The organism is Mesorhizobium sp. M0522 (assembly GCF_040321085.1).
Taxonomy (GTDB): Bacteria; Pseudomonadota; Alphaproteobacteria; order Rhizobiales; family Rhizobiaceae; genus Mesorhizobium.
In genome coordinates this window covers 19,514-40,321 of record NZ_JAMYQW010000004.1, presented here as the reverse complement: position 1 = coordinate 40,321, position 20,808 = coordinate 19,514, and the positions used below count along the sequence as shown (strand labels likewise).

The window sequence follows — 20,808 nt, the reverse complement described above, 5'->3', positions numbered from 1 at the left end:
TGAACGGAGCCCTGGTGCCGATGCCGACCAACCGCAGGATGAACGCCAGCGCAAATAGGCTGATCAGCACGGCGTTGATGATGGCGCTTGCCGCAGGCGTCGCTGGCTGCGGAACCAGCAAATTGACGACTGGCTCGATTTCTCGTCCAAGCGGCAAGCCGCTGGAAACAATGTCGGCGGGCGAACTGCACAACGCTACGATGGCGCTCGGCCAGTCCTATTCGAAAAACCCCAGCGACAAGCGGATCGCGACAAATTATGCCGCGGCGCTGCAGATGGACGGCGACGCAGACCAATCGCTTGCGGTGATGCGCAAGCTGGCGATCGCCCTGCCGAAGGACCGCGACGTGCTCGCCGCCTATGGCAAGGCGCTTGCCGCCAACGGACAGTTCGAACCGGCTCTCGATGCCGTGCGCCGCGCCCAGACGCCCGAATATCCTGACTGGAAACTGGTATCGGCGGAAGCTGCCATTCTGGACCAGCTCGGCCAGAAGGACGAGGCGCGCCAAGGCTATCGCAAGGCGCTTGACCTCAGGCCGAACGAACCGTCGATCCTTTCCAATCTCGGCATGTCGTACGTGCTGGAAGGTGATTTGCGCACAGCCGAAACCTATATGCGCTCAGCCGCCCAGCAGTCGAATGCAGATAGCCGCGTCCGCCAGAACCTTGCGCTGGTCGTCGGTCTGCAAGGCCGTTTCGACGAGGCCGAGAAGATCGCCTCGCAAGAGCTGTCGCAGGATCAGGCGCAGGCTAACGTCGCTTACCTTCGCCAGATGCTGGCGCAGCAGAATGCCTGGAGCCAGCTCAAGGACCAGGACAAGGCAAAGCCCGCCACCAACTGACCGCTTCGAGCGCCGAACCGGCGCGCGAATTCCGCAACATGTCTAACGCAAAGAGCCGCGCTGCACCGGCAGCGTGGCTCTGAATCGTATCAGCGTTTCTGGCAACGCCGCTGGCGCTACTCGCTGCTGGATTTCGGCTGGTCGCCAAAGATGCCGCGCTGGCTCACCTGAATGCCGGCGGGACCCAGAATGATGGCGAACAGCACCGGCAGGAAGAACAGGATCATCGGCACGGTGAGCTTCGGCGGCAGCGCGGCCGCCTTCTTCTCGGCGGCATTCATGCGCATGTCGCGGCTCTCACTGGCAAGCACCCGCAACGCATGCGCCACGGGCGTGCCGTAGCGCTCGGCCTGAACCAACGCCTGAGACACCGACCTGACGGATTCCAGGCCAGTTCGGCTTGCAAGGTTCTCATAGGCCTGCTTGCGCTCCTGCAGATAGGAAAGCTCGGCGTTTGTCAGGATGAATTCTTCCGCCAATGCCACCGATTGCGCGCCGATCTCATCGGCGACCTTGCGAAGCGCCGCTTCCACCGACATGCCGGACTCGACGCATATCAGCAACAGGTCGAGCGCGTCCGGCCACGCCATCTGAATCGATTGCTTGCGCTTGGTAGCGCGGTTGTTGACGTAGAGCACCGGCGCGTAGAATCCCGCATAGGCTACCACGATGCACACGAACAGCTTCACGAAAAGCGGCTGCTCGGGCAATCCGCCGAGCACGAACAGATACATCGCCGCCAATGCAAAGCCGATGAAGGGCAGGACGAGACGGAAGAAAAGGAAGCGCGTCAGCGGATTTTGCCCGCGAAAACCCGCCACTTTCAATTTCTGCAAGGTACCTTCATCCGCCAGCGCACGCCTGAGATCCAGGCGATCGACAATATTGCGCATGCCGACCGACTGTTCTTCGCGCAGGCCCTTGCGGCGGCGGTCGGCTTCGACTGCCAGCCGCGCGCGCTGCTTGGCGCGCAGCTCATCGCGCTCCAGCGCTACGGATTTCATGCGCGCCTTGAGCTGGTTCCCGCCAAAAGCGGGCAGCAGCGTGAAGACGGTCGCAAACACCGCGATGCCGACCAGCAGTGCGATCAGCAGGGACGGGTCGGTGAGAGTTCTGATGACGTGATCGGTCATACGCGAGTCCTAGACTTCGAAATTCATCATCTTGCGCATTACCAGGACGCCCATCGACATCCAGATGCCGGAACAACCGAGGATCAGATGGCCGGTGCTGGTGATGAAGAGGGGCATGATGTAGTTCGGGCTCGTCAAATAGACGAGAAAGGCGACGACGAAAGGCAACGCGCCGATGATCACGGCGGATGCCTTGGCTTCCATGGACAATGCCTGGACCTTGGCTTTCATTTTCTTGCGGTCGCGAAGCACGCGCGAAAGATTGCCCAGCGCTTCGGAAAGATTGCCGCCGGCCTGAGACTGGATCTGGATGACGATGCCGAAGAAGCTCGCCTCGGTGCACGGCATCGTTTCTGGCATGCGCATGGCCGCGTCGGGGATCGACAAACCCATTTGCTGCGAATCGACTATGCGGCGGAACTCGGTCTTGACCGGCTCGGGGGATTCGTTGGCGATCAGGCGCACGGCGTCGTTCAGCGGCAGGCCGGATTTTACCGCACGCACGATGATATCGAGCGCGTTCGGAAATTCGTTGAGGAACGCCTTGACGCGGTGCGCGCGGCGAAACGAGACGAACCAGCGGGGCAGACCCAAGACGCCGACCAGCAGCGCAGCCGGCAAGACCAGCAACGGTGCGCCGATGAAATAGACAAGAGCCGTCAAGACGACTCCGCAGACCGCCGAGTAGACATAGAAGCGCTCAAGCGAGATCTTCATGCCGGCCTGACGGATTTGGATCTTCAGCGGTGGTTTCTTGACCAGGCTCTGATTGGACTTTTGCTTTTGATCGAGATCCTTCAGCGAATCCTGGACGGACTTGCGACGCTTGGCCGCTTCCGCCACGCGATCGCGCGACGCCTTGACGACGGAACGATCCGTCTCGGCGGTCTTGATCGATTCAAGCCGCTTGCCGACCTGCTTCTCGGTGCTGATCCGGTTGAACAGGAAAGCATAGGCCACAGCGCCGGCGCTGAAGCCGGCGAGCACGACGAATGCCAATACGGTGCCGTCAATTCCGAACATCGACCCTGGCCCCCACGCTTCCAGACGGATCAATCAGCGCGTTTCTCCATCGCCTCGAGCGCGACCGCGAGGCGCTGCTCCTCACCGTAGTAGCGGGCGCGCTCCCAGAAATGCGGACGGCCGATGCCAGTCGACACGTGCTCGCCCAGCAGCCTGCCGTTCGCGTCCTCGCCCTTGATGTTATAGAGAACGATGTCCTGGGTGATGATGACGTCGCCTTCCATGCCGATCACCTCGGTGATGTGGGTGATACGCCGCGATCCGTCGCGCAGGCGTGCAGCCTGTATGATCACGTCGACGGAGCCGACGACGATTTCGCGCACGGTTTTTTGCGGCAGCGTGTAGCCGCCCATGGCGATCATCGACTCTATACGGTTGAGGCATTCGCGCGGGCTGTTCGAGTGGATCGTTCCCATCGAGCCGTCATGGCCGGTGTTCATCGCCTGCAGCAGGTCGAACACTTCGGGTCCGCGCACTTCGCCGACGATAATACGTTCGGGGCGCATGCGCAGACAGTTCTTGACCAGGTCGCGCATGGTCACTTCGCCCTCGCCTTCGAGGTTAGGCGGACGGGTTTCGAGACGCACCACATGCGGCTGCTGCAATTGCAGCTCAGCTGAGTCCTCGCAGGTGATGACGCGTTCTTCGCGGTCGATATAGTTGGTCAGGCAATTGAGCAGCGTCGTCTTGCCTGAGCCGGTACCGCCCGAGATGACAATATTGCAGCGGACACGCCCGATGATCTTGAGAATCTCGGCCCCTTGTGGAGAAATCGAGCCGAACTTGACCAGCTGGTCGAGCGTCAGCTTGTCCTTCTTGAACTTGCGGATGGTAAGTGCGGTGCCGTCGATAGCCAGGGGCGGTGCGATGACGTTGACACGGGAGCCATCAGGAAGACGCGCATCGCAGATCGGGCTTGATTCATCGACGCGGCGGCCAACCTGGCTGACGATACGCTGGCAGATGTTGAGGAGCTGCTGGTTGTCGCGGAAACGGATGCCGGTCTGCTCGACCTTGCCGTTGACTTCGATGTAGACGTTCTTGGAGCCATTGACCATGATGTCGGCAATATCGTCGCGGGCAAGCAGTGGCTCCAGCGGCCCGTAGCCCAAAACGTCGTTGCAGATATCCTCGAGAAGCTCTTCCTGCTCGGCGATGGACATCGCGAAATTCTTGATCGCGATGATGTCGTTGACAATGTCGCGGATTTCCTCGCGCGCGCTTTCGGGATCGAGTTTGGCGAGCTGCGACAGATCTATCGTATCGATGAGTGCGGCGAAGACCTGGCTTTTGGTGTCGTAGTAGGTTTCGCTCTTTTGGCGCTGGATATTTTTCGGCTCCGGGGCCAATGGCGGCGGCTCGACCGCACGGCGAACCGCCGGCGCGGCAGGCGCGCCGGATGGCGGCAGCGCCGCCGGCCTGGCAGTTACAGCCGCTTCCACAGGGTTCGCGGCCGCCGGCGCAGCAGGTGCGGGTGCTGGCTGACGGAATTCCGGAATGGTCCGGTTGCCGTCGTCGCTGCCTCTTTTACCAAACATGATCGCTTACCAATTCCACCGCTGAGGCATCACTTCTTGTTGCGCGAAAGCTTGCCGATCAGATTGCCGAGGCCAGCCTTTTTCTTCACCTTGATTTCGCTGCGCCCTGTCAGCACATGGGCGATCTCGTTGATCGTGGCGACAACCGGACTCTTGGCATCCATCTCACCGAGCATACGTCCGTTGTTGGCAGCATTTCCGAACAAAAGCGGCTCGAACGGGATGACCGACATCGGCGAAAGGCCGAGCGATTCGGAGAAGTCGGACGGCGTAATCTCAGGACGTTTCGGCACACCGGCCTGGTTGATCACAAGCTTTGGCGGGGGATCGTTCGGACGAAGCCGCTTCAGCATGTCGACCAGGTTCTTCGTGTTGCGCAGATTGGCCAGTTCGGGCGTCGCCGTGATGACGATCTCGTCGGCCTTGACCAGCGTGTTCTTGGTCCAGCCGGCCCACACGTGGGGAACATCGAGCACGAGGAGCGGCGCGCTACGCTGGGCTATGTCGATAAGCTGGGTGAAGGCGTCGGGATCGAAATCGTAGACCCGCTCCAGGGTCGAAGGGGCCGCAAGCAGCGACAGGTGCTCGGCGCATTGGGCGAGCAGCCGGTCGAGATAGACCTCGTCGACGCGTTCCGGCGAGAAGACTGCCTCGGCAATGCCTTGCGCCGGATCCTGGTCGAAATTGATATTGGCCGTTCCGAAGGCGAGGTCGAGATCGGCGACAACCACTTCGGATTTGAAAAGGGACGACATGGCCCAGGCCACATTATGGGCTATGGTCGAGGAGCCGACGCCGCCTTTGGCGCCGATGAAGGCAATCGAGCGGCCGATCGGCTCAGCTTCCGGATCAACGAAAATCGAAGACACCACGCTGACGATGTCGGCCATCGATACGGGCGCGATGACATACTCGGAAATGCCCGAACGGATGAGTTCGCGGTACAGGCCGACATCGTTGTAGTGGCCGACAACCACCACCTTGGAGGTCGGGTCGCAATGCTCGGAGAGCTGGGCGAGTTGTTCCAGCAACAGCTTCGGCTCGCTGCGCGATTCAAGCAGGATCAGGTTCGGCGTCGGCGCCGACTGATAGAATTCGATAGCGGTGGGGATGCCCCCCATATGCACCTTCAGATGGGCCTTGGCCATGCGGCGATCCTCGCCGGCGCGCTCGACCGGATTGGCTACGCCTTCGGTCTCGCAAAATGCCTGGATCGAAATGCGCGGGATCGGCCGCAACGCCTGCATCGCGGCAATATCCTGCTCCGAGGTTTCGCCGCCCGGTACCTCTGTGTCATAGGCAAGATTGCTCATTGTCATCACTTTCCGTGACTTGCGCGGCTTAGGGTTTGTTGAGCCTCAACACTCGTTAATATTCGACTTCCGAATTGCCGAGGAATTCGTCCGAAATACCTCTGTCACGATAGACGTCGATCACCGCGCCGCGATTTTCCGCGTCGATCGGGGTCGGCTTGCGTGGCCCGATCAGATCGGACGGATTGGCCATCTGGGCAGCCAGGTTGTTCTGATACGAACAGCCGAAATCGGCATAGTGCTTGTTTTCCGAAGTCTGCAGCAGGTCTTCGGGCCAGCGCCCGCATTTATCCGTCTGAGCCTTCACCGAGACGTAGGCAACACGGACCGGTGCGGACGCTTCGGCCGAAACAGACTGATAAGACCGCATGTCGATCCGCTTCCGGCTGATGCCGCTGGCTATGGCCAGCCTGGCGAAATCGCGGCCGGCCGCGGCCGCTGCGATTTCGTTGGCTGAGCCGCTCGGAATCTCGATCGTCAGCACCGGAGCCGCGCTCCTGTCGTATCCGTCCAGGAAGCCCAGGAGCGTGTCACGCTGGGATCTGGTCATGCCACGGTCGCCGGCGCCGACCGGAAGGTCGATCTTCTGTATCTTCTCGGCTATGACGATCGGATGGGTGGTGCGATAATCGTCCGGTATGGCACCCACCGTGACGCTGTCGCGATTGGCGCAGCCGGCCAGCAATGCCGCCACCGCGATCGCCATAATGGGAACGGGCGGCCGCCAGATTCGCGAATGGACCGACCGCGTCGCGGTGATCGCCCGTGCCTTCGATGCTGCCTTAGACATGACCGCTTCCCCGCTTACTTGTAGATAAAGCCGACAACGCCGTGGTAACGGCCGTTGGGCTTGTCGGTCTGCATGGTGCCGTAGACACGGTTGACGCGGCCAAGGAAAATGCCGGCACCATCGCTGGCGGCGTTGAAATTGTCATCCGGCTTGGCAAGATCGTTGCGCGCCACCGGCTTCACCAGATACGGCGTAATGATGATGACGAGCTCGGTCTCGTTACGAACGAAATCCCTGCTGCGGAACAGCGCGCCAAGCACTGGAATCTTTGTCAGACCGGGCAAGCCGTTGACGGCTTGCCTGAGATCATCGCGGACAAGGCCGGCAATCATCATTGAGCCGCCCGAAGGCAGTTCCACTGTTGTGTCGGCCAAGCGCTTGCGGAGCGACAGGGCATTCATGCCCGGGCTCGTTACGCCTTCGGACAAAGACACAGACCCCTCCGTTGTCGGCTCGGAAACCGAGGTTCTGACTTTCAGGCTGATGCGGCCGGGAGACAGCACCACCGGCTGGAATTCCAGGCCAATGCCGTATTCGATCTTCTCGACCGAATACGTCTTCAGACCGGTCTGGTTATCGTTTGATACGGCTTGGGAAACGCTGGTCACCATGTTGTATTCGCCGCCAACCTTGAAGGTCGCCTTCTCGCCGGATACGGCCGTCAATGTTGGTTCGGCGAGGGTTTTCATGACACCGGACTGTTCCATGGCATTTATGTAGGCCTGCAGCGTCGAGCTCCCGATAGAGAGGCCCGAGTTCGACAGCGACTTGCCCAAACCAGTGAAATTGTCGCTTACCGCGCCCCAGCTGATGCCGTTGCTGCTGCCGTTGCCCACCATGTTGACGCCGAGCTGCTTCATCACCGAGCGGCTGACTTCCGCGACCGTCACCTTCAGCGTCACCTGGTCGTCGCCGATGATCTGCAGCAGGTTGACGATCTTGCTGACGCGGCGCTCGGCATCCGGGTTATCGATCGCGACGCCGGCTTCAGCCGAACCGCCGGCAGCGGTCTGCGAATATTGACCCGTGGTTGCCTCGCCGCCGGACACGAAAATAGTTGCCAGATCGGCCGCGCGCTTCGCGTCCAGAGGAGTGTCCACGGTTCCGGTCAGAACGACGTTGTCGTTCAGCAACTCGACCTTGACCTCCGATGACGGGATGAAGCGCTTGATATAATCCTCCAGCCCGGCGACGTCACGTTCGACCGCTAGGTCAAGGCTGACGATCTGCTCGCCATTCGGGCCAAAGACGAAGATATTTGTCTCGCCGACCGCCTTTCCAAACAGATAGATGCGCCTGGCGGTGCGGGTCACCGCGTCGGCTACAGCGGGGTTGGCGACGAGAATGTCGTAGGCATCGCTCGGGAGGTCGATGACCACCGACTTGTTCAGTCCGAGCTTGACCCGCTGGGTGGCGGTCGAAGCCGTCACCCTGGCATTGCCCGCCGCACTGGCATCGACAATGCCATATGCATTCGTTCCAAAGAGAAACAGGCCGATCGCCGCAGCCAGGATGAGCGGCAGTTTGGTTTTTAGCCTCATTTCCTTGCCCCCACTTCGGAAACTTCGCCCGACTTGATCAACCGCACTGTTCCGCGCCGGCCATTGCCGGAAACCAGGTAATCGGCTTCGCCCACATTCTTGTCCTGGCTGTCCTTGATTGAGCGCAGCGCCAATGTCAGGCGATCCGCCATCTGCTGTGCGACGGTGATGATCTCGGACTGCTGCGGCGTCAGTTCCAGGGTGGCGGTCTGGCCAACCCTGGTCTTCTTACCTTCTTCGTCCTCCTGAATGGTCTGGTCGATCGCCAGGACGCGAATGTTCTTCAGGATAGTTTCGGTCGTGAAGCCCGGACCACCGCCATTGGCGGGATCGGCTCGGCGGGTCATGATGACGTCGACGAAATCGTTGGGAAGAATAAAGCCACCGGCCGAGGTGTCGGCCGAGATGCTTGTGGCAACGGCCCGCATGCCGGAGGGCAGGATCGACGACATGAAGCTTTGCCCTTCACCGATCAGCTTCGAGCGCCGCAGCGGCTCGCCGGCGTAGAGCGCCACGCGAGCGACGGCGCCCTTCAGCTTGTCCAGCGCTTCAGGCTCGGCGGCGCGGGTGATGAAATTTGCGTTGATGCCTGCGGACGGCCATGACTCCCATGAAATGTTGTTTTCAAGCGGACTGCCCATCGGAACGTCGCCGGAAAGAACAAGCACATCCTGCAGCGCGATCGCCGGCGCCTGAGGACCGGAATCGACAACCGGAGGCGGCGGAGCCACGACCATGTTCTTCGCGACATAGCCTGCACCACCGGCCGCGGCTATCGCCACGCTCAGAATAATCAATCGGGATGCTGGCATCTGTCCGAACCTCGCCTTGGCAAACCACGTAGCCAAGCGGGACTTTGCAGCGGTAATCGTCAAAACAAGGTTAATGTTATACTTACGATCGTGATTAATTTAACGTTTATATAAATTGGACCGACAAGCCCGGCCCGAAGGAAAACGTGGCCAACTCGCCTGCTCGGCGCCAACCGCGTAAAGTGAAATTCAGCCCGCCAGCCTGGTAAGTGCCCAGGCCATCAATGGCGAGTCGGAATAGGTGAGCAGACCGCCAATGCCAAGCGCGATGCCGTACGGAACGCCGGTCGCCTCATCGGCGAAATGGCGCAGGAACGGATTATGGCTTGTGACGGCGGCAAGCGGCGATTTTCGATAGGCGAGGATGGCTAGCGTCAGCAGGCCGCCGATGAATGTCGAGGCGACGAGGTATTCGATGAGATGGATGTTCAGTCCCATCCACATGGCAGTGGCAGCCAGAAGCTTGGCGTCGCCGCCGCCCATGCCGCCCAGCGCGAACAGGCCGAACGTCACCGCGAGAACCAGGCCGGCGGCGGCGAAATGCCAGCCATAGGTGGCCCAGTCCATACCGGTCAAAGGCGCAACCAAGGCGAAGACGACCACAAGCAACACCGGCACGCGATTGGCGATCGTCATCGAAAGCATGTCGGAGATCGCGGCAAAAAGCATGCAGAACGGAAACACGACGAAGATCACGGCTTCAAGCATCGGAGCGCCTATGACCCAATTGCATCTGGCCCCACCCTAATCCTATTCGATTAACGACTGATGAGGCCTAAATTTCAAATCATACCAGGACTAATTAGGGCCGCCAGTGCGGCGGCCCTTATTTCAGAACAACGAACCCGTTACGGTCAGCTACCGTTCACCTTAGCGGAGATGGCGGTGAACTTGGCGTTCAGCGAGTTGCCGAGCTGGCCGGCGCCGACCATGATGGCGAGTGCGATAAGAGCGGCGATCAGACCGTATTCGATAGCGGTCGCGCCGGATTCGTCCTTCACAAAACGTGCGATGAGGTTAGACATTCGAGCTCCTACTCCAATTGTTACAGCACTTCCGTCAACTTCTCTTGGTGGCTGATCGGATACTGCGAATCTAAGGAGAAGCTGTTTCAATCGGCTTAATAAACAGGCTTACCGATTCCTTTCCCGCTTCGACGACATTGCGTGGTTAACCCAGAACTAAAATACCCGCCGCCAGGCCCACGGGCTGACAAAAGGCGCAATTCGGCAAAGACGTTCCAGCCGTGTCGGCTAGGCCCAATGCCGGTTCCGGCTTGATCCTGAACTCCAGCCGCTTAACGGTTGGTTCACCAATCTCGTTCATGTTCCGTTGAACAGTTTGCCAGGGGGCGCCTCAATGGCCGGGCCGAGATCGTCATTTCCAGTTGCCGTGCTTTTTGCCGCAGCGGCTTTCGCCTTTCCAGCCAAGGCCGGCGCCGGCATCGAGGTGACGATGAACCAGGCAAAGATCATCAAATTGTCGCGCGCCGCCGATACGATTGTCGTCGGCAATCCGGCGATCGCCGACGCCTCCGTGCAGGACGCATCGACGATCGTACTGACCGGCAAGGGATTTGGCGTCACCAATCTCGTCGTCCTCGACCAGGATGGCAACCCGATCGTCGATGAGCAAATAACCGTCGTGCGCCAGGCAGCGTCGTCGGTGCGCATCTATCGGCGTGCCGAAGTACAGACCATGTCCTGCGCGCCATATTGCGAAAGCTCGTACAAGAGCGATGCCGAGAAGGCCTCTGAGGCCGAGATGAGCGCCGGGCATTAGCTAGCCGACTTCTCCGTCTTTGGCGAGAACGTGCTTCGGTTATCGCCGGGTTAAGGCCTTCCCGTTGAATTTAACGGTCATTCCAACCGGACTTCAATCGGTTCCGACTAAGGGTGGGACCGATACAGAAGCGGCATCGGCGGGCAGAGGACATGAGCAAGGCAGGACGAGCAGGTTCTCCAAGACGGTTTTTGGGCGACCGCCGCGGAAGCACGGCGATCGAATTCGCCATGCTTGCAATTCCTTTCGCGCTTCTTGTCTTCGCCATCCTGGAGAGCTGCATTTCTTTTGCCGCACAGGAAGTGATGGCAAACGCAACCGACGACATCGCGCGCCAGCTGCGTACCGGCCAACTAAGACCGGCCGATGTGTCCGGCACCAAGCTGCGGGATATGATCTGCACCAAATTGGAGATCATGGTCGCCAAGACCTGTCCCGGATTGCTGGTGGACTTGCGCGAATATCCGACCTTCGCCGATGCGGCGCTGGCCGGTTTCAAGATCCAGGATGGCGACGTCGTGCTGACCAAGGGCACGAGCACACAGACCTTCACCGTCGCACCTGGCCTGGCGGAGTCGAGAAACATGCTGCGTGTTTTTTACAAATGGCCGGTGATGACCGACTTCATGGCCAAATCGATGGCCAACCTGAAGGACGGCAAAACGCTGCATTTTGCTTCGATCACTTGGCAGAACGAGCCGTTCGACAACTGAACCACGTAGTCGCTTGAAAAGGGCAAAGCCATGATTCGTGCGGGGGCACAGCTGGGCATCGCAGGGATTTGTACAAGAGCAGTCCGGCTTTGCTCGGACCGCCGCGGTATTGCGGCTGTCGAGTTTGCCCTCATCGTGCCTGTCCTGTTGATCATGTACTTTATGACAATGGAGGCCTCGCAAGCCATCGAGACCAGCAAGAAGGTCAGCCGCATCGGCAGCATGGTAGCGGACCTCGTCACGCAGCAGCAGACCGTCAAGGCGGCCGATGTCGATGCCATCATGGCGATCGGCAGTTCCACGCTCCAGCCCTACAACCGCTCGAAACCGAAGATCATTATCACGGCGATACAGGTGACGAACGAGACGACGCCGAAAGTTCTGGTCGTGTGGTCGCGCAAACTGGTCGATGGCGTCTCTAGCGTCGACGCAGTCAAGGATTCCACCACAACGGTCCCGAGCGCGCTCAAGATCAAAGGCACGTTCCTCATTCGGGTCGAAAGCGATCTCGCCTACAAGCCAATCATCACCTGGTCGGCGGACGGCCAAAGCCGGTTCGGGTTGAGCTCGGTCTTCAATTCGATATCGATGGCGGAAACTTATTATCTGCGGCCACGCAGGAGCCCGACCATTCCGTGCAGCGATTGCTGACGCCTGAAGCCCGCTAACCGGTCTGTTGCTATTGCTTGCGACCGCGGGCCGAGACTAGACGCACGATGGCTGCAGCCAGCACATAGTCCCTCGGACCGGCAACGGTTCGGCGACGATACCGATACGGAACGTTCCGATAACATCGCGCCAATCGGCTCGCACCAGGTTTGTGCAAGACGCATCCAGCAGCAAAGCCAGTACGGCGGCGAATGCTGTCAGGGCAAGCCTCATGCGAGCTCCGCGCCGCGCATTTCCATCCGCAGATCGACCATGCCGCGATTCGTCTCTCCGGGACCAGCACGCCAAGCCGTGCCGTTGGGTTTCCCGAATTGCCAATGGCGGCGCGGAACCCTATGTCTGAGCCAACACACAGGCAATGATGAACCTTTCGATGGCACGCGCCTTCCTTTTTGTCCTCGACTCCTTCGGCATCGGCGGCGCGGCCGATGCCGAACGTTATGGCGACACCGGCTCCAATACGTTCGCACACATCGCGCGGGCCTGCGCAGAAGGCCGCGCCGATCGCGAAGGCCTGCGTGCCGGACCCCTTCTTGTACCAAACATGCTCGCACTCGGCCTCGGCCAGGCCGCGGCAACGGCGACGGGTTTCAGGTTCGAGAATGCCGGCAGTGCGCCGCTTGCCGCCGCCTTTCACGGCGCGGCCCAAGAGGTTTCGAGCGGCAAGGACACGCCATCGGGCCATTGGGAAATAGCCGGCCTGCCGGTCCGTTTCGACTGGGGTTACTTCCCAGACAAGATTCCCGCCTTTCCGGCCGAGTTGACCGAAGCAATGGTGCGTGAAGGGAAGGTGCCTGGCATCCTCGGCAATTGCCATGCTCCGGGCACCGAGATTATCGAACGGTTCGGCGAAGACCATATCCGCACCGGCAAGCCGATCTGCTACACCTCGATCGACTCCGTCCTGCAGATCGCCGCGCATGAGGTTCATTTCGGCCTGGAACGGCTTTACGAGTTCTGCAAAGTGGTGCGCAGGCTCGTCGATCCGCTGAATATCGGCCGCGTCATCGCGAGGCCGTTTATCGGTGAAACCGCCGCCACGTTCGAGCGAACGCATAATCGTCGCGACTATGCCGTACCGCCGCCGAAACCGACGCTGCTCGACCGGCTGACGGCGCGCGGCAGCCGGGTTATCGCGATCGGCAAGATCGGCGACATTTTCGCCCATCGGGGGATCTCGGAAGTCCGCAAGGCTGCCGGCAACATGGCGATGTTCGACAAAACGCTTGGTGCCATGGAAGACGCCCGCGACGGCGACCTCGTCTTCGCGAACTTTGTCGACTTCGACACCGAGTTCGGGCATCGGCGCGACGTTGCGGGGTATGCCGCCGCACTCGAAGCTTTCGACCGGCGCCTGCCCGAGGCATTCGCACGGCTGAGGCCAGGCGATCTGCTCATTTTGACCGCCGATCACGGCAACGATCCGACGTGGCGCGGCACCGACCACACGCGCGAGCGTATTCCGATTATCGGGACACGGCCGGGTTTCAAAGGCGCAGACATCGGACTGAGGACAACATTTGCCGACATCGGCGAAACCGTGGCCGAACATCTCGGGCTGGCGCGCGGCCGTTACGGCACCTCCTTCCATGCCACGATAGGTGGCCATGCCTGAGCTGCCGGAGGTAGAGACAGTCAGGCGCGGTCTGCAGCCGGCCCTTGAAGGTGCCCGCATTGTCGGTGTCGAGGCACGCCGGCCGGATTTGCGGTTTCCGTTCCCCGAGAGATTTTCGGAGCGGCTGACCGGTAAGACGATTGCGGCGCTCGGCCGCCGTGCCAAATATCTGACAATGCACATGGACAACGGCCCGGTTCTGATCTGCCATCTCGGCATGTCGGGTTCGTTTCGCATCGAAACGGCCGACGAGAGCGCAACGCCCGGCGCGTTCCACCACGAACGTTCGAAAAACACTGCTCACGATCACGTCGTCTTCGACATCGCATCCCCTGCCGGCGTCCGCTCTCGCGTGATCTTCAACGACCCGCGCCGCTTCGGGTTCATGCTGTTTTCGGAAGGCGAGCCCGACATGCATCCGATGCTGGCGGGATTAGGCGTCGAGCCTACAGGCAACGCACTGGACGGCGCGCTGCTCGCTTCGTTGCTGAAAGGTCGCAAGTCACCGCTGAAAGCGGCACTTCTGGACCAGAGGCTGATTGCCGGGCTAGGCAATATCTACGTCTCGGAAGCGCTTTGGCGGGCCGGCCTGTCGCCGCTGCGCGAAGCGGGCACCCTCGCGAGAGCCGGCAAGAAAGCCAAAGAGCAGAGCGAACGCCTGGCCGAAGCAATCCGCTCGGTCGTCGCCGATGCGATCGCCGCCGGCGGCTCGTCGTTGCGCGATTATATGCAGACCGATGGATCGCTGGGCTACTTCCAGCATTCCTTCGCGGTTTACGATCGCGAGGGGGAAGCCTGCTCCAAGCCTGGTTGTGGCGGCCACATCGAGCGTATCGTGCAAAGCGGTCGTTCGACTTTCCACTGCCGGGCCTGTCAGGCTTGAACCAGAAGCGAGGAGGAGCAAAGCATGGGCTATGAAACCATCATCGTCGAAACCCGCGGCAAGGTCGGGCTGATTACGCTGAACCGGCCGCAGGCGCTCAACGCGCTGAATTCACAAGTGCTGGCGGAACTGGTCGCGTCGGTGAATAGCATGGGCGCCAATGCCGACATCGGCGCCATGGTCATCACTGGTTCGGAAAAGGCTTTCGCGGCAGGTGCCGATATCAAGGAAATGCAGTCCATCTCCTATGTGGATGCCTATCTGCAGGATTTCTTCGTCGGCTGGGAGGAATTTACGCGGGCACGAAAGCCGATCATCGCGGCAGTGGCGGGCTATGCGCTGGGGGGCGGCTGCGAACTGGCGATGATGTGCGACTTCATCATCGCCGCCGACACCGCCAAGTTTGGCCAACCCGAGATCACGCTGGGCGTCATGCCCGGCATGGGCGGATCGCAGCGCCTGACCCGCTTTGTCGGCAAGTCGAAGGCGATGGATATGTGCCTGACGGGTCGAATGATTGACGCAGCCGAGGCCGAGCGTTCCGGCCTTGTCTCGCGCGTGGTGCCAGCCGGCGAGTTGATCGAGGAAGCGCTTAAGGCAGCGTCCAAGATCGCTGGTTTTTCCTTGCCGTCGGTGATGATGGCAAAGGAGGCCGTCAACCGCGCCTATGAGACGACGCTCACCGAGGGTCTGCGGTTCGAGCGCCGGCTGTTTCATTCGCTGTTTGCGCTGGATGACCAGAAGGAAGGCATGGCGGCCTTCACCGGCAAGCGGAAGCCGAATTTCACGAACCGATGAGACGACGAAGGCGCCGGTCAAAAAGAAAGCGCTGCAGCGTTGACGCGCCGGAAAAGCTGAACTATAAGCCGCACCAATCGAGGCGGCCCTGTGGCTGCCCGTTTGTTTTTTGCGCCCTGCGGTATCCCGCAAGCGCCCACCAGATCAGAAGAGAGGCACCATGGCCAATACCTCCTCGGCCAAAAAGGCAACGCGCAAGATCGCCCGTCGCGCAGCGATCAACAAGAACCGCCGCTCCCGCGTCCGGACCTACATCCGCCAGGTCGAAGAGGCGCTCGCGGCTGGCGACAAGGCGGCCGCACAGGCTGCCTTCAAGGTGGCCGAGCCGGAATTGATGCGCGCCGCGACCAAGGGCGTGGTGCACAAGAACACGGCATCGCGCAAGGTGTCGCGGTTGGCCCAACGGGTCAAGGTGCTGTCGGCCTAATATACCTTTTCCTGAACTGCGCTTCTTCAAACCCGGCCAATCGCGCCGGGTTTTTTTCGTTTGCCGGCAAGTACTTAAAAGAAAGCCCGCAAAATGGCGCTCCGGGTTGCATTCAAAGTTCGAAATGCTTTGCCGGCATATACATGCCCGCTGATATTCGGAGCCTTCGAAACTGCCAATGCGAAAATTTCCGAGCGTCACAGATTACCTTTTCTTTTCAGAAGCTTACCGATGGTGATCCACAGCTTGTTCACATCAGCTGCGGCCGATAGGCGACAATTGGCTGTCAAGTGAATTATTTCAGAAAATTTCGCGTTGTGTGGCCTTTTTCATATTCGCCGGAAAAGGGTTTGAATCACAATGGCTTTGTCAAAATCAACTGTTGCAGCATGGCGTTCGAAACGTCCCTTGCTAGTCAGATTCCTTAAAAATCCGTTAGGGGTGGCCTTGCCCTATCCACAGCGATTTCGGTAATGTCTGTCCATCGAAGGGACGGGCCCTTGGCCCTTGACCAGCCTGAAACCGGCCAGCTCAAATTGGCAGAGTTTACACCGCGGATTCAACTCCGCGGACGGGGTTGGTTTGTCTTTTCGATACGGTAGGGGACTGGCGTAATTGTACATGGCAGGTCGACGGTGCGCCGGCGGTTTTTCGCCGGACGGCATTTTGTTGCCCTGACATGACCAAAGCGGATCGGCTCTTCGGCGCCGGACCGACAACGAGGCGATTCATCAGCCGGCGGCGGCGATGGTGTCGCAGCGAAGACACGGTCGCCGGAAACATGGATGCAGGAGGCGCATCCCCGGCGGAAAACAGGTACAAGAGACAAGGAACTCGATCATGCAGAGCGGCGGCATCGAAAGGGAGCTTACAGGCGACCTCCCATTTCCTGGAACGTTAATCGGAAGGAACGACATGGCGGCTTCCAATGAAGCTGAACAGAAGTTCGATCGGGTCAAGGCCCAGTTGAAGGCGCGACTGGGAACCGAGGTCTATTCGAGCTGGTTCGGGCGCATGAAGGTCGCTGAATCCTCTAAGGGCATTGTCCGCATCTCAGTGCCAACCGCATTCCTGCGTTCATGGATCAACGGCCACTATCTCGATCTCATCACCGAGTTGTGGAAGCACGAGGATCCGGAGATCCTCAAGATCGAGATCGTGGTTCGCACCGCCACACGGCAGGGCCGCAACAGCGTCGAGCCAGAAGTGGCCCCGGCGCGCAAGATGACCAGGCAGACGCAAACCGCGCTCTCTGCGGGCACGGCGAGCCCCAGCAGGGTCGAACGGGTCCCGGTACCCCGCCCGGGGATGCCGGCAGAAACCGAGTTCCGGCACAATGTTCTCGGTTCGCCACTCGATCCACGCTACACTTTCACCTCCTTCATCGAAGGACCATCGAACCGAGTGGCTTTTGCCGCCGCCAAGGCGGTCGCGGAATCGCAGTCGAGCGCGGTGCGTTTCAATCCGCTCTTTCTTCACGCGACGGTCGGGCTGGGCAAAACGCATCTGTTGCAGGCGATCGCCGCAGAATCGCTGAAGCAGAATCCGAAATCGCGGGTCGTCTATCTGACGGCTGAGTATTTCATGTGGCGGTTCGCCACCGCGATCCGCGACAACAACGCACTGACGCTGAAAGAACAGCTGCGCGACATCGACCTCCTCATCATCGACGACATGCAGTTCCTGCAGGGCAAGTCGATCCAGCACGAATTCTGCCATTTGATCAACATGCTGCTCGACAGCGCCAAGCAAGTGGTGGTCGCTGCCGACCGGCCGCCGTCGGAATTGGAGTCGCTGGAGCCACGCGTCCGCTCGCGCCTCAACGGCGGCGTCGCGCTGGAAATGTCAGCCCCGGATTTCGCCATGCGTATCGGTATGCTCAAGCTCAGGCTTGCCACCGCCAAGCTCGACGATGCGTCGCTCGATATTTCCGAAGAGATCCTCAACCACGTCGCCCGCACGGTGACCGGCAGCGGACGCGAGCTCGAAGGTGCCTTCAACCAGCTTTTGTTTCGCCAATCCTTCGAACCGCAGATCACCATCGACCGCATCGACGAGATCCTTGGCCACATCTATCGTTCGGGCGAACCCAAGCGGGTGCGTATCGAGGACATCCAACGCATCGTCGCGCGCCACTACAACGTGTCGAAGACCGAACTTCTGTCCAACCGGCGCACACGCACCATCGTCAAGCCACGGCAGGTCGCCATGTATCTGTCGAAGGTGATGACGCCGCGCTCGCTGCCGGAGATCGGGCGGCGGTTCGGCGGTCGTGACCATACGACCGTGCTGCATGCGGTGCGCAAGATCGAGGATCTTTCCGGTGCCGACAACACACTGGCGCAGGAACTCGAATTGCTGAGAAGGCTGATCAACGACCAGGCCTGACGGCCCGAAAAACGCCGGCTCGCGGACTCCGGCCTTTTTATCCCCAGAAAGCCCGTGCAGCCGGTCCGAACCGGTGGCGCGGGCTTGCGTTTGCCGGGTTTTTCCTGTCAGTTTACGCAGATTCTGAGCCTGTTCAGACCTTTCGCGGGGCGCCGCTTGCCGGAGACCCGTTCATTCATTCAAGCGAGCCTGTTTTCGTCATGCGTGTTATCCTGGAACGGTCAAATCTCCTGAAGTCGCTCAACCATGTTCACCGCGTGGTCGAGCGGCGCAATACCATTCCGATCCTGTCGAACGTGCTGCTCAGCGCCGAGGGGGCCAGCCTTGAAATGAAGGCGACCGACCTCGACCTGGAGGTGACCGAAGCAACGCCGGCAAAGGTCGAACGTGGCGGGGCGACGACGGTCCCGGCACATCTGCTCTACGACATCGTGCGCAAGCTTGCCGACGGCGCGGAGGTGGCGCTGAAGACCGACGACGACGGCAACGCCATGACGGTGACGTCGGGGCGCTCGAGCTTCCGCCTGCAATGCCTGCCGCAGTCCGACTTTCCCGAGCTTTCAGCTGGGTCGTTCTCGCATATTTTCCGGCTCGATTCCGTCGGACTAAAGGGCCTCATCGAAAAGACCCAGTTCGCCATCTCGACCGAGGAGACGCGCTATTATCTGAACGGCATTTATTTGCACACGCACGAGGCCGGCGGCAAGCTGAAGCTGCGCTCTGTCGCGACCGACGGCCACCGGCTGGCGCGCGCCGAGATCGATGCGCCGGCAGGCTCTGAGGGCATGCCTGGCGTCATAATCCCGCGAAAGACGGTCAGCGAGCTGCAAAAGCTGGTCGACGATCCCGATGTTGCAGTCACCACCGAGTTGTCCGACACCAAGATCCGTTTCACCATCGGCAGCGTTATCTTGACCTCCAAGCTGATCGACGGCACTTTCCCGGACTACCAGCGCGTCATTCCGACCGGCAACGACAAGAAGCTGATTATCGATCGCCAGAGTTTCGCCGCTGCCGTCGATCGCGTTTCGACCATTTCGTCCGAACGCGGCCGGGCGGTGAAGCTTTCGATCGCCGAAGGGCAGGTCACGCTTGCGGTCAACAACCCGGATTCGGGCAGTGCCACCGAGGAACTGGCGGCCGACTATTCGTCCGATCCGATCGAAATCGGCTTCAACGCCAAATACCTGCTCGACGTTGCCGCGCAACTGACCGGCACGGAGGCGAAGTTCATGCTGGCGGATGCCGGTTCCCCGACGCTGATCCACGACATGGCCGACGAGACCGCGCTCTACGTGCTGATGCCGATGCGGGTGTAGGGCCCGAACGGGGCCATCTTGCTGTCGTGACCAGATCTGCAAAACCGCAGCAGACGTACATAAGTAAGCTCACACTTACGAATTTCCGCAACTATGCGGCGTTGGCAATCGACCTTGATCCCGGTGCTGTGGTTTTCTCCGGCGACAATGGCGCCGGCAAGACCAATCTGCTTGAAGCGATCTCGCTGCTCACGCCGGGCCGCGGCCTGCGCCGCGCACCCTATTCCGAGGTGGCGCGCGAAGGCGGCGACGGTGGCTTTGCGCTGCATGCCCGGCTTGACGGGCCGGAAGGCCAGGTCGAGATCGGTACCGGAATATCGGGCAGCGACGGCGAAGCCGGCCGGCGGGTGCGGATCAACGGCGCGACGGCACGCTCAGCCGAAGACATGCTGGAATGGCTGCGCGTGGTCTGGCTGACACCGGCCATGGACGGCCTGTTCCCCGGGCCGGCTGCCGACCGCCGGCGCTTCCTAGACCGGCTGGTGCTGGCGATCGATCCTGGCCACGGCCAGCGCGCGCTTGACTACGAAAAGGCAATGCGCGGCCGCAACAGACTGCTCGCCGACGGTTCACGCGACGGTGCCTGGTTCGATGCGATCGAGATGCAAATGGCCGAGACCGGCGTGGCGATTGCCGCGGCGCGTGCCGAACTGGTGCGCCTGCTCGCCGCCATGATCGACCGGCTGCCCGGCGACGGACTGTTTCCGCAAGCCGACATCGGCATCTCTGGCGAACTGGAAGGCGAACTCGGTATTTTGCCGGCCGTCGACGTAGAGGAACGGTTCCGTCGTGCGCTTGCCCAGGGGCGCGACCGCGACCGCACCGCCGGACGCACGCTCGACGGCCCGCACCGTTCCGACCTCGTGGTGCGCCACCGGCCCAAGGCGATGCCGGCCGAGCTCTGTTCGACCGGCGAGCAGAAGGCGCTGCTGGTCGGCATTGTCTTGTCGCATGCGCGGCTAACCGGCGAGATGTCGGGCATGACACCGATCCTGCTGCTCGACGAGATCGCCGCCCATCTCGACGGCGGTCGACGGGCGGCCTTGTTCTCGATCCTGGAGGAACTAAACTGCCAGGCCTTCATGACCGGAACCGATGCCGCGTTGTTTGACAGCCTCAAGGGACGCGCGCAATTCCTGACCGTCGATCACGGCAAGGTCGGGCCGACCATTTGAATTTCGTCCATGGCGCATTTCTGAGCTGCATGCATTGACGCCTGACA

Annotated in this window: 20 protein-coding genes and 1 pseudogene; 11 read left to right on the top strand and 10 right to left on the bottom strand. The window is 60.7% G+C overall.

Annotated features, from left to right (window positions below):
* The first annotated feature begins 20 nt into the window (after positions 1-20).
* Positions 21-842: a tetratricopeptide repeat protein gene (locus NKI58_RS06885; protein ID WP_352783423.1), complete on the top strand. Its 822-nt coding sequence runs from the start codon at positions 21-23 to the stop codon at positions 840-842.
* Between the two features lie 116 nt (positions 843-958).
* Here the strand turns inward: NKI58_RS06885 and NKI58_RS06880 are convergent, their stop codons facing one another.
* The 9 genes from NKI58_RS06880 to NKI58_RS06840 form a co-directional block, all read right to left on the bottom strand.
* Positions 959-1,975, bottom strand: a complete 1,017-nt coding sequence (locus NKI58_RS06880) for a type II secretion system F family protein (protein WP_023676936.1) — start codon at positions 1,973-1,975, stop codon at positions 959-961.
* A gap of 9 nt (positions 1,976-1,984) precedes the next feature.
* The gene (locus NKI58_RS06875; protein WP_023676935.1) at positions 1,985-2,998 is read right to left on the bottom strand and encodes a type II secretion system F family protein; all 1,014 of its coding nucleotides are present in this window, start codon (positions 2,996-2,998) and stop codon (positions 1,985-1,987) included.
* 29 nt (positions 2,999-3,027) lie between these two features.
* Complete coding sequence (locus NKI58_RS06870) at positions 3,028-4,536, bottom strand: TadA family conjugal transfer-associated ATPase (RefSeq protein ID WP_352703470.1); 1,509 nt, start codon at positions 4,534-4,536, stop codon at positions 3,028-3,030.
* Positions 4,537-4,565: 29 nt separating this feature from the next.
* Positions 4,566-5,849 (bottom strand): CpaE/TadZ family protein, encoded by a 1,284-nt coding sequence (locus NKI58_RS06865; protein ID WP_352703468.1) that lies wholly within the window; start codon positions 5,847-5,849, stop codon positions 4,566-4,568.
* Between the two features lie 55 nt (positions 5,850-5,904).
* The gene (locus tag NKI58_RS06860) at positions 5,905-6,639 is read right to left on the bottom strand and encodes a CpaD family pilus assembly protein (RefSeq protein ID WP_352783395.1); all 735 of its coding nucleotides are present in this window, start codon (positions 6,637-6,639) and stop codon (positions 5,905-5,907) included.
* A 14-nt stretch (positions 6,640-6,653) separates the two neighbouring features.
* Positions 6,654-8,180, bottom strand: coding sequence for a type II and III secretion system protein family protein (locus NKI58_RS06855; RefSeq protein WP_352703464.1), 1,527 nt, complete (start codon positions 8,178-8,180; stop codon positions 6,654-6,656).
* Positions 8,177-8,992, bottom strand: coding sequence for a Flp pilus assembly protein CpaB (cpaB, locus tag NKI58_RS06850; RefSeq protein WP_023676931.1), 816 nt, complete (start codon positions 8,990-8,992; stop codon positions 8,177-8,179). The genes NKI58_RS06855 and cpaB overlap by 4 nt, the downstream gene beginning before the upstream one ends.
* Positions 8,993-9,181: 189 nt before the next feature.
* The gene (locus NKI58_RS06845; RefSeq protein WP_023676930.1) at positions 9,182-9,700 is read right to left on the bottom strand and encodes an A24 family peptidase; all 519 of its coding nucleotides are present in this window, start codon (positions 9,698-9,700) and stop codon (positions 9,182-9,184) included.
* A gap of 146 nt (positions 9,701-9,846) precedes the next feature.
* The gene (locus NKI58_RS06840; RefSeq protein ID WP_352464861.1) at positions 9,847-10,017 is read right to left on the bottom strand and encodes a Flp family type IVb pilin; all 171 of its coding nucleotides are present in this window, start codon (positions 10,015-10,017) and stop codon (positions 9,847-9,849) included.
* A 334-nt stretch (positions 10,018-10,351) separates the two neighbouring features.
* Here NKI58_RS06840 and NKI58_RS06835 point away from each other — a divergent pair, with 334 nt between their 5' ends.
* The 3 genes from NKI58_RS06835 to NKI58_RS06825 all read left to right on the top strand — a co-directional run bounded on the left by NKI58_RS06835 (position 10,352) and on the right by NKI58_RS06825 (position 12,138).
* Positions 10,352-10,774 carry a pilus assembly protein N-terminal domain-containing protein gene (locus NKI58_RS06835; RefSeq protein WP_352703461.1) on the top strand — a complete coding sequence of 141 codons (423 nt, stop codon included), beginning with the start codon at positions 10,352-10,354 and terminating at the stop codon, positions 10,772-10,774.
* A gap of 152 nt (positions 10,775-10,926) precedes the next feature.
* Positions 10,927-11,487, top strand: a complete 561-nt coding sequence (locus NKI58_RS06830; RefSeq protein WP_023676927.1) for a TadE/TadG family type IV pilus assembly protein — start codon at positions 10,927-10,929, stop codon at positions 11,485-11,487.
* A gap of 30 nt (positions 11,488-11,517) precedes the next feature.
* Entirely contained in the window at positions 11,518-12,138 is a 621-nt protein-coding gene (locus tag NKI58_RS06825; protein ID WP_023676926.1) for a TadE/TadG family type IV pilus assembly protein, read from the top strand.
* A gap of 102 nt (positions 12,139-12,240) precedes the next feature.
* On the opposite strand, the pseudogene NKI58_RS35500 reads toward NKI58_RS06825, so the two are convergent.
* Positions 12,241-12,369 (bottom strand): annotated as a pseudogene (locus tag NKI58_RS35500) (phosphate/phosphite/phosphonate ABC transporter substrate-binding protein); the annotation flags it as partial.
* A gap of 160 nt (positions 12,370-12,529) precedes the next feature.
* On the opposite strand from NKI58_RS35500, the gene NKI58_RS06820 reads away from it, so the two are divergent.
* The 7 genes from NKI58_RS06820 (at position 12,530) to recF (ending at position 20,761) form a co-directional block, all read left to right on the top strand.
* The gene (locus NKI58_RS06820) at positions 12,530-13,771 is read left to right on the top strand and encodes a phosphopentomutase (protein ID WP_352703459.1); all 1,242 of its coding nucleotides are present in this window, start codon (positions 12,530-12,532) and stop codon (positions 13,769-13,771) included.
* Positions 13,764-14,654, top strand: coding sequence for a bifunctional DNA-formamidopyrimidine glycosylase/DNA-(apurinic or apyrimidinic site) lyase (mutM, locus tag NKI58_RS06815; protein WP_352448614.1), 891 nt, complete (start codon positions 13,764-13,766; stop codon positions 14,652-14,654). Before NKI58_RS06820 ends, mutM begins: the two co-directional genes overlap by 8 nt.
* A gap of 24 nt (positions 14,655-14,678) precedes the next feature.
* Positions 14,679-15,452, top strand: coding sequence for an enoyl-CoA hydratase (locus tag NKI58_RS06810; protein WP_352783393.1), 774 nt, complete (start codon positions 14,679-14,681; stop codon positions 15,450-15,452).
* A gap of 160 nt (positions 15,453-15,612) precedes the next feature.
* A complete protein-coding gene (gene rpsT, locus NKI58_RS06805; RefSeq protein WP_023676922.1) occupies positions 15,613-15,879 on the top strand; it encodes a 30S ribosomal protein S20 in 267 nt (88 codons plus the stop codon).
* 915 nt (positions 15,880-16,794) lie between these two features.
* Positions 16,795-18,267 (top strand): chromosomal replication initiator protein DnaA, encoded by a 1,473-nt coding sequence (gene dnaA, locus NKI58_RS06800; protein ID WP_023676921.1) that lies wholly within the window; start codon positions 16,795-16,797, stop codon positions 18,265-18,267.
* 200 nt (positions 18,268-18,467) lie between these two features.
* Positions 18,468-19,586: a DNA polymerase III subunit beta gene (dnaN, locus tag NKI58_RS06795; RefSeq protein ID WP_352703454.1), complete on the top strand. Its 1,119-nt coding sequence runs from the start codon at positions 18,468-18,470 to the stop codon at positions 19,584-19,586.
* Between the two features lie 26 nt (positions 19,587-19,612).
* On the top strand, positions 19,613-20,761 hold the full coding sequence (gene recF, locus NKI58_RS06790) for a DNA replication/repair protein RecF (RefSeq protein WP_352783390.1): 1,149 nt from the start codon (positions 19,613-19,615) through the stop codon (positions 20,759-20,761).
* The last annotated feature ends 47 nt before the right edge of the window (positions 20,762-20,808 follow it).

Bases quoted from the DNA above. Each gene is read 5' to 3' on its own strand.
- NKI58_RS06855 (WP_352703464.1), bottom strand. From the start codon at position 8,180: ATGAGGCTAAAAACCAAACTGCCGCTCATCCTGGCTGCGGCGATCGGC.
- NKI58_RS06840 (WP_352464861.1), bottom strand. From the start codon at position 10,017: ATGTCTAACCTCATCGCACGTTTTGTGAAGGACGAATCCGGCGCGACC.
- NKI58_RS06880 (WP_023676936.1), bottom strand. From the start codon at position 1,975: ATGACCGATCACGTCATCAGAACTCTCACCGACCCGTCCCTGCTGATC.
- NKI58_RS06830 (WP_023676927.1), top strand. From the start codon at position 10,927: ATGAGCAAGGCAGGACGAGCAGGTTCTCCAAGACGGTTTTTGGGCGAC.
- NKI58_RS06885 (WP_352783423.1), top strand. From the start codon at position 21: ATGCCGACCAACCGCAGGATGAACGCCAGCGCAAATAGGCTGATCAGC.
- rpsT (WP_023676922.1), top strand. From the start codon at position 15,613: ATGGCCAATACCTCCTCGGCCAAAAAGGCAACGCGCAAGATCGCCCGT.
- NKI58_RS06835 (WP_352703461.1), top strand. From the start codon at position 10,352: ATGGCCGGGCCGAGATCGTCATTTCCAGTTGCCGTGCTTTTTGCCGCA.
- NKI58_RS06875 (WP_023676935.1), bottom strand. From the start codon at position 2,998: ATGTTCGGAATTGACGGCACCGTATTGGCATTCGTCGTGCTCGCCGGC.
- dnaA (WP_023676921.1), top strand. From the start codon at position 16,795: ATGGCGGCTTCCAATGAAGCTGAACAGAAGTTCGATCGGGTCAAGGCC.
- NKI58_RS06845 (WP_023676930.1), bottom strand. From the start codon at position 9,700: ATGCTTGAAGCCGTGATCTTCGTCGTGTTTCCGTTCTGCATGCTTTTT.
- mutM (WP_352448614.1), top strand. From the start codon at position 13,764: ATGCCTGAGCTGCCGGAGGTAGAGACAGTCAGGCGCGGTCTGCAGCCG.
- dnaN (WP_352703454.1), top strand. From the start codon at position 18,468: ATGCGTGTTATCCTGGAACGGTCAAATCTCCTGAAGTCGCTCAACCAT.
- NKI58_RS06810 (WP_352783393.1), top strand. From the start codon at position 14,679: ATGGGCTATGAAACCATCATCGTCGAAACCCGCGGCAAGGTCGGGCTG.
- NKI58_RS06860 (WP_352783395.1), bottom strand. From the start codon at position 6,639: ATGTCTAAGGCAGCATCGAAGGCACGGGCGATCACCGCGACGCGGTCG.
- NKI58_RS06825 (WP_023676926.1), top strand. From the start codon at position 11,518: ATGATTCGTGCGGGGGCACAGCTGGGCATCGCAGGGATTTGTACAAGA.
- NKI58_RS06870 (WP_352703470.1), bottom strand. From the start codon at position 4,536: ATGTTTGGTAAAAGAGGCAGCGACGACGGCAACCGGACCATTCCGGAA.
- NKI58_RS06820 (WP_352703459.1), top strand. From the start codon at position 12,530: ATGGCACGCGCCTTCCTTTTTGTCCTCGACTCCTTCGGCATCGGCGGC.
- cpaB (WP_023676931.1), bottom strand. From the start codon at position 8,992: ATGCCAGCATCCCGATTGATTATTCTGAGCGTGGCGATAGCCGCGGCC.
- NKI58_RS06865 (WP_352703468.1), bottom strand. From the start codon at position 5,849: ATGAGCAATCTTGCCTATGACACAGAGGTACCGGGCGGCGAAACCTCG.